This window comes from Pontimicrobium sp. MEBiC06410 (assembly GCF_053601615.1).
Genome location: NZ_JBSHNT010000005.1, coordinates 1 through 6,970, shown reverse-complemented (window position 1 = coordinate 6,970; position 6,970 = coordinate 1). Strand labels below are relative to the sequence as shown.

Here is a 6,970-nt window from a genome sequence, read left to right as displayed (position 1 = left end):
TCTATGATTCAATTTAAATCCATAATATGAAGCTCTTAAATATGGCTGAAGAACTAATTAGTGGCAATGTTGCCACCAAATCATGTGAGTTGATGGCAATCAATATCCAAAATTAAAAAGGATAGTTTTCTATAATGTTTATCGGGTTTTTCGTATATTTAAGTGTAAATATAAACACATAAATATTTGAATAAAACAAACAAACAAATCCTATACATTGATATGGATAATGTATTGGTAGACTTCCGTTCTGCATTCCCTTTTTTAGACAATAGTATAAAAGAGAAATATAAAGATAACATGGATGACATTGAGGGGATTTTTTCTCTTATGAAGCCAATGAAGGGTGCAATTGAATCCTTTGAAATACTCTCAAAACATTTTGATGTATACATACTTTCCACTAGTCCTTGGGATAACCCAACCGCAGCATCTGAAAAAGTATCATGGGTAAAAAAATATTTACCTGAATTAGCCTATAAAAGATTGATTTTATCTCATAACAAACATTTGAACCATGGCGATTACATTATTGACGATAGGCTCGCAAATGGGGTTGACCGTTTTTCAGGCGAACATATCCATTTTGGACAAGAGAACTTCAAAGATTGGCATTCGGTCGTGAAGTATTTATTAATTAAAGAAAGAATCAATGAACCAGAGTTTGAAAAATAAGATTTTAGAAAAACAAATTTTTGAAGGACTTACAAATTTGAATACAGGTTGGGATGCTCCGACAATAGCATATTTCTCTGAAACTGATTTTAAAACTGTTCTAGAGAGAATTGAAAAAATGAATTTCGGAATTTACGGAATAGAACCATGGACTGAGGATAATCACTATTTTGATGTTAAGTTATTTGATGATTATTCAAACAATCCAAATGACCCATTGTGGTATAATAAAGCGTTTAATGAGTTTATAAAAACAGGTAAGGTGCTAAAGTATTCCGCAAGTTATTTTATACCTAAAGCAATAAAAATTACTTATAGATAATTTTAAGGTTTTTTATCAAAAACTAACAATTCAGAAGTGGTTAAATCAAAAGCAGTCGCTATACGTTTTAACATTGATATTTTCATCTCTTGCCTTCCCAATTCATATTTTCTCAAGTTTTGAGCATCAATTTCTGCTTTAAAAGCAATTTCTTCAATTGATAAACCTCTTTCTTTTCTCAAAGTTCTTAAGTGTTTCCCTAGTTCCATGCAAAACTCAGAAACATCATTTTTACGTTCTCTTTTGGTCATATTCAAATTTGAGAACAATTAGGTATAATCAACCAATTGTAAATAACAGGTTGCTTACAACCTTTTTTATTTTACATTTGTAAGAGAATTACAATCATTAAGGAAAACCGTAAAGCTTTCAGAAGCTTCTGAAATATCTTTAATGATTTTTAAATATTAATCAATCTAAATACAATGAAAAACACCCGAATTATTTTTTATTCAACCTTTTTAGCAACAAGTTTATTCTTTTCATCATGTTCTAGTGATGATTCTTCAGAACAAAGAACAGAACCTACTACTACACAATTAGACCTATTAAAAGGTGCATGGGAAGAAAGTAATGTTACCCATGATGGCGTTGACAGTGAAACACAAATTATTTGCAATAATGAAAGAGAACAATATGTCTTTAATGAAGATAACTCGTTCACAGAAAGGTACTTTGACGATTACTGTGATGAGAATTATGATAATGGCGAGTTTGTCTTATCTGAAACTTCATTAACATTGAATTTTTACGATTCATCAACAGATGTATATCAAATAGTAGAATTAAGTGATACGACATTAAAAATTAGTTTTGATGATGGTGGAGTATTAGTTGAAGAAACTTATGTTAAAATAAATTAGATAATTAAATAACTAAAAAAATAACTTTTACATTAATACATGAAAAAAATATTATTATCAGCAATTTTAGGGTTTATAGGTTTTATAGCTTGTGGGCAAGAGGAGATTAAATTTATTGGATTAAATTTAGAGGATAATGTTTATGCTAAAGAGTTTAAAACTATAGAAATACCAGACTTTAATTCTCCTATAAACGATTCACATTATCTAACAAAAGTCAACGATACTCTTTACTATCATCAACAAAAGGTTGATGACGAATTGAAAATTAACAAAATTAATGACATGATAGAAGGTTTAGGAAAAATAGAAAGGGGAGAGGTTGATAAAAAAGAAAAAAGAAGCATTCTTAAAAATACAGAGTTAACTATCAATGCCTTAAAAGAGGATATTTCGTCCAAGTTTAGAAGCATTAGCTTTAGTAAATACGATTATGATTATTCAAATGTAATTAACACCGCTAAATATGAGAAATCAAAATATGAGTTAGGTGTTAAAAGAAATAATGAATCCATTGAGGCGACAAAGAAAGAAGCTTTAAAAGTTTTAGATGTTGATTATATAAAATCCCATCCAACTATTGACAAAAAAGTAAAAACATTAGTACCTATTGAAGATTTCAACACAATAAAGGGATATTATATTCTAAATGGTTCTATATACATTTCAACACATAATGATTTCTCTAAAAAAATCTTTATAGGTAAAATACTGACAGGAAATGAAATTTACTACTTGTCTTCATCAGAGTATAAAACCATGTCTTGGTACAAAAATATAGAGGGGGAAGGCATAGATATTTATGGAAATATAAGTTCATATAAAATATATGATAGAAAAATGTTAACCATATTGGAAGAAGGTTCAAAAAATATGGAAGCTGAATTAGATTATTCTTCAAATAATCCAAATTTTATTTTAAAAAATGGTGAAAAAATTGAAATAACCCCTTTTGCATATTATTGTTTAAAAAACAAGGAATATAATTTTGTTGAAAAGGAAAAGAATATAAAAACAAAAATGAAAATCTATAAATCAGAGATGAGTAGTTTAATAGATAAGATAGCTCAGTATAGAAGTAAAACAAAAACTGCCTATGAGGCTACTAAGAAGGGGCAAGCTCTACGAAAAAAAATACAAGATTTGTATGACAATAACGATGATGGGCATTATCATTTCTTAAAAATGTTAGATACAGAAACAATAAAAGTAAATACAGAATTTAATGAAGTTCTCAGAGCTGCTGAACTACTCTTTGGATGGTAGCAAATTAATTAAATAATTACAATTGAAAAACCACTCAAATATTTGAGTGGTTTTTTTATGCCAAATTTTTCTTTATAAATGCATTTATTTCAGATTCAGTAAATCTTATAACATTCTGAATTTTAAAGTACTTAATTTTTTTTGACTTGACCCAAGAGTCTACAGTTCATAGAGAGACATTAAAATAATTAGCTAGTTCTTTTCTGGTATAAATCTTAGTATTCATAATTAATATTGTTTTAGTTTCTATAGTATTTATAGTTAGAACCTTATACAAATTATCGAGCATGCTCCATTCTAGTTCAAATATATTTAAATATAACTTTTCTTAACTAGTCTTTACATACTTAAACAAGTTTAAACTACTCCAAACCATACATATATTAAGCAATGTAATTAAGATGTAACACATCATTGATTAATTGGTTTATATGTAATATAACTATTTTCTAAAACTATTATGAAAAACAGGTCTCCGTGAAGAGTATTGATTATTTCTAAAATAACAAGTCGAAGGAGTATAATTAACTCCAAAATAAATAACATCATAAAAAACAATTATGCTTGAAACAAACAACAAAATAAAAGTTTCTGATATAGAGTCTATAAATAAGGAAATACTAACTGAAATATATAATTCACAAATTGTAAAAGGAGGTGAGTTTTTTGAGCTTGAAGAAACACTTTTAGGAAGCGAATTAACTAAAGAAGACCTAAAGTTAGCTTTAAATTTTTATTGTAATACGCCAATAACCACTTCTGATGAACTACAACAATATTCTAGTCTAAAGAAGGAAATGTGGGATGAATATAGATTAAGTGGTTCAAAATCTAAAGTATATAAAAACTTAAAAAAGAAATTTGAAGCATTAGATTTAAAACTCACTCCCATTGGTCGTCAAAAAGCAATGGAAGCCATTGCAAATAAAAAAGAAGTAACATACTTCTCTAATTTATATTCAAATGCTCCAGAGTATTTAAAGGTTGATGATATATTGGAGAGAATACAATCTGGTGAATACTCTCCATTGATTAACAATATTCGAGAATCCAAAAACAAAGAGGAGAAGAATGAGTTAAAAAAGAAGCTACCAGTAGTACTATTCAATGGTCTATTTTACAAGAGAACAGGAAGTAAAGTTATAAAATTTACAGATTATCTATGTCTTGATTTTGATGACTTCTCAACTTTCGAAGAAGTATCAAAAACAAAAGAACAATTAAAATCTGACCCTCATGTTTACTCTGTATTTGCATCACCAAAAGGATTAGGATTAAAAGTTCTTCTTAAAGTAAAAAGACAAGACTATAATGACCATATATGCCTATTTAATGGTGCTCAAGAATATTACTCTCATATACATGGATTTGATATTGCTTGTAAAGATATCACACGAGCAGCTTTTGTCTCTTATGACGAAGACCTGTATTTAAATAAAGAAGCAAAAGAGTTTACCCACAGAGTGGAAGTTAGTCACAAAAACAAAAATATAAAAAACCTTAATCATGAAAAAAAACCAAAAGCTATGACGAAGCAAAAAAATGAAACAAAAACTAGAAAAGAGTATTCTATGTTTATTGAAACCGAAATAGAAAGAATAAAAGAATTGGTGCTAAAGTATTGGGAATCTAAATATTCTTTAGAAGCTGGTCAGCGTAATAATAACCTCTTCAAGCTTGCAATAAAATTGTATTCAGCAGGTGTTCCAGAAACCAATATCACAAATTTATTTCATGAAAGATTTACAAATATTTTTGAAAGTGATGATGAACTTGATTCTATTGTATCAAGTGCATGCAAAGACGAATCTGTTTTTAATTCTACACCATGGGAAAACTATGAGCTGAAAAGAAATGTAATTGCTCTTTTACAAGATGAAGATGAACTAAAAGAGTTACTTAAAAAACATAATATAAACTTTATGGATTCGAAAGTTCAAAAAGAGTTAGAAAAATTAAAAGATAGAAATCAAGTTTTCTGGCACACAATAACCGATAAAGATAATAAGGTTACAGGCTATAAGGTTAACGAATATAAGTTGATTGAGTTTTTAAAATCCCAAAATATTTTCTGCTTAAATAAAGGAGGTAGTTTCCAATATTATATAGTAAAACAAAACCTAATCTATGAGCTAGATTTATATGACATAAAAAACATAATTGTTGACTACATAAGGGAAAACCAAGATAACAAAACACTATTAGTTAGTACATTTCTAAAACAACGTGCAATTTTTAGCGACTTATTCTTATCAGATTTAAAAATAGAAGAACATCAAGTACAAAGGGATTCAGTAGATACAGTATACAAATACTTCTTGAATGGAGTATTGGTTATTTATAAAAGTAAACAAAATGCGTTTATAAATTACTCTGAATTGGATTACCCTGTTTACGCAAGTCAAATTATACAACATAATTATAATCCTGAATCTAAAGGTCAATCAGATTTTGAAGTTTTTGTTGCTGATATTGCTGGTGAAAATGTTGACAGTTTTCGTTCTGCTATAGGTTACTTGTCTAGCAACTTTAAGGCGCAATCAAACGCGAAAGCAGTAATCTTATCAGATAATTCCACATCCTATTCTGAAGCAAATGGCGGTCGTGGAAAAGGAATACTGAGTAAGGCTTTGTCTAAATTCTCAAAATTAGTAAGAATAGATGGTAAACGTTATTCTGCTCAAGATAATTTTGCTTTAGCACCAATCAACAAAACTCACGAAATTGCCCATGTAGATGACCTAAAACAAGGCTTCCATTTTACAGATATGTATAACACAATAACTGACGATATGGAGGTTACGAAAAAATATTATGATAAAGAGATAATACCGTTTCAACTTGCCCCCAAACTATTACTTAGTAGTAATTACCCGATATCTGGTACTGACGAAAGTAGCAAAAGACGTCGTTTTGATTTGGTGTTGTCTAACTATTATTCAACTAAATATACGCCAATCGATAAATTTAGCAGAGAGTTCTTTACAAGTTGGAATGAAAATGATTGGAACAAATTTTATCACTTTATGATAGGTTGTGTAGAACTATATCTCGAAAAGGGATTAATATATATGTCTACTGAGTCCATGAAGCTTAAAGAACTCATTGGAGATACCTCTGAAGATTTTTTAGTATATATTCAGGAGAATTTAGAGATGTTATCTTCAAACAAATTTAGTCTAGAGGAAGTGAAACAAGCTTACTATTCTAACAGTAACCATAATATATCTGTTCGAAAAATAAAGAACTGGTTAAAAAAATGGTGTGACTATTATAGTTACGACTTAAAAGACTATAGAGAAAACAACAAACGAGTTTACAAACTAATGCCAATAGAAGAATTTAAACTATTGGCATCATAATAAAACTATAACCATGAATACAGAATTTAGGGGATGCAAAATAAGTATCCAAAATAAATCAAAAACACTAAGTGATGATGGGGTTTTTAACTTTTGCAAAAAGTACATTGAATATTATTTAGCACAAGAAGGAAGCTTTATTCCTGAAGTTGTTGAAAGACAAGAGGATTTAGTTATCATTTTATATGAAAGTAAAAAACATTATTTTATTAATATTAATGATACAACTCATATTATACTGAACCGTAATGGTTTTCATAATGCTCAAATCGGTGTAGAACAATTCTCAGCAAGTCATGGAGCTTTTTTTATGCAAATCCATAGTCATAAAGTTTCAGCAGTAAACATTATAGAAAACTATCCTTTTTAATTTTGGATATTGATTGCCATCAACTCACATGATTTGGTGGCAACATTGCCACTAATTAGTTCTTCAGCCATATTTAAGAGCTTCATATTATGGATTTAAATTGAATCATAGA

At 28.6% G+C, this 6,970-nt stretch carries 7 protein-coding genes and 1 pseudogene; 6 read left to right on the top strand and 2 right to left on the bottom strand.

What is annotated here, in order from left to right:
- Positions 1–186: 186 nt before the first annotated feature.
- Positions 187–675, top strand: a complete 489-nt coding sequence (locus ACVC08_RS00060; RefSeq protein ID WP_452600480.1) for a 5' nucleotidase, NT5C type — start codon at positions 187–189, stop codon at positions 673–675.
- Positions 653–997 carry a hypothetical protein gene (locus ACVC08_RS00055; protein ID WP_452600479.1) on the top strand — a complete coding sequence of 115 codons (345 nt, stop codon included), beginning with the start codon at positions 653–655 and terminating at the stop codon, positions 995–997. The genes ACVC08_RS00060 and ACVC08_RS00055 overlap by 23 nt, the downstream gene beginning before the upstream one ends.
- 2 nt (positions 998–999) lie before the next feature.
- On the opposite strand, the gene ACVC08_RS00050 is transcribed toward ACVC08_RS00055, so the two are convergent.
- On the bottom strand, positions 1,000–1,248 hold the full coding sequence (locus ACVC08_RS00050; protein WP_452600478.1) for a helix-turn-helix domain-containing protein: 249 nt from the start codon (positions 1,246–1,248) through the stop codon (positions 1,000–1,002).
- A gap of 174 nt (positions 1,249–1,422) precedes the next feature.
- On the opposite strand from ACVC08_RS00050, the gene ACVC08_RS00045 reads away from it, so the two are divergent.
- Both ACVC08_RS00045 and ACVC08_RS00040 read left to right on the top strand, forming a co-directional pair.
- Positions 1,423–1,860 (top strand): lipocalin family protein, encoded by a 438-nt coding sequence (locus ACVC08_RS00045; protein ID WP_452600477.1) that lies wholly within the window; start codon positions 1,423–1,425, stop codon positions 1,858–1,860.
- Between the two features lie 39 nt (positions 1,861–1,899).
- Positions 1,900–3,126, top strand: coding sequence for a hypothetical protein (locus ACVC08_RS00040; RefSeq protein ID WP_452600476.1), 1,227 nt, complete (start codon positions 1,900–1,902; stop codon positions 3,124–3,126).
- A 55-nt stretch (positions 3,127–3,181) separates the two neighbouring features.
- Here the strand turns inward: ACVC08_RS00040 and ACVC08_RS00035 are convergent.
- Positions 3,182–3,280: pseudogene (locus tag ACVC08_RS00035) on the bottom strand (hypothetical protein); the annotation flags it as partial.
- A gap of 406 nt (positions 3,281–3,686) precedes the next feature.
- Here ACVC08_RS00035 and ACVC08_RS00030 point away from each other — a divergent pair.
- Positions 3,687–6,488 carry a BT4734/BF3469 family protein gene (locus ACVC08_RS00030; RefSeq protein ID WP_452600475.1) on the top strand — a complete coding sequence of 934 codons (2,802 nt, stop codon included), beginning with the start codon at positions 3,687–3,689 and terminating at the stop codon, positions 6,486–6,488.
- 13 nt (positions 6,489–6,501) lie between these two features.
- The gene (locus ACVC08_RS00025; RefSeq protein ID WP_452600474.1) at positions 6,502–6,858 is read left to right on the top strand and encodes a hypothetical protein; all 357 of its coding nucleotides are present in this window, start codon (positions 6,502–6,504) and stop codon (positions 6,856–6,858) included.
- Positions 6,859–6,970 lie beyond the last annotated feature (112 nt).

Coding starts and splice junctions, on each gene's coding strand:
- ACVC08_RS00050 (WP_452600478.1), bottom strand. CDS start 1,248: ATGACCAAAAGAGAACGTAAAAATGATGTTTCTGAGTTTTGCATGGAA.
- ACVC08_RS00040 (WP_452600476.1), top strand. CDS start 1,900: ATGAAAAAAATATTATTATCAGCAATTTTAGGGTTTATAGGTTTTATA.
- ACVC08_RS00025 (WP_452600474.1), top strand. CDS start 6,502: ATGAATACAGAATTTAGGGGATGCAAAATAAGTATCCAAAATAAATCA.
- ACVC08_RS00030 (WP_452600475.1), top strand. CDS start 3,687: ATGCTTGAAACAAACAACAAAATAAAAGTTTCTGATATAGAGTCTATA.
- ACVC08_RS00055 (WP_452600479.1), top strand. CDS start 653: ATGAACCAGAGTTTGAAAAATAAGATTTTAGAAAAACAAATTTTTGAA.
- ACVC08_RS00045 (WP_452600477.1), top strand. CDS start 1,423: ATGAAAAACACCCGAATTATTTTTTATTCAACCTTTTTAGCAACAAGT.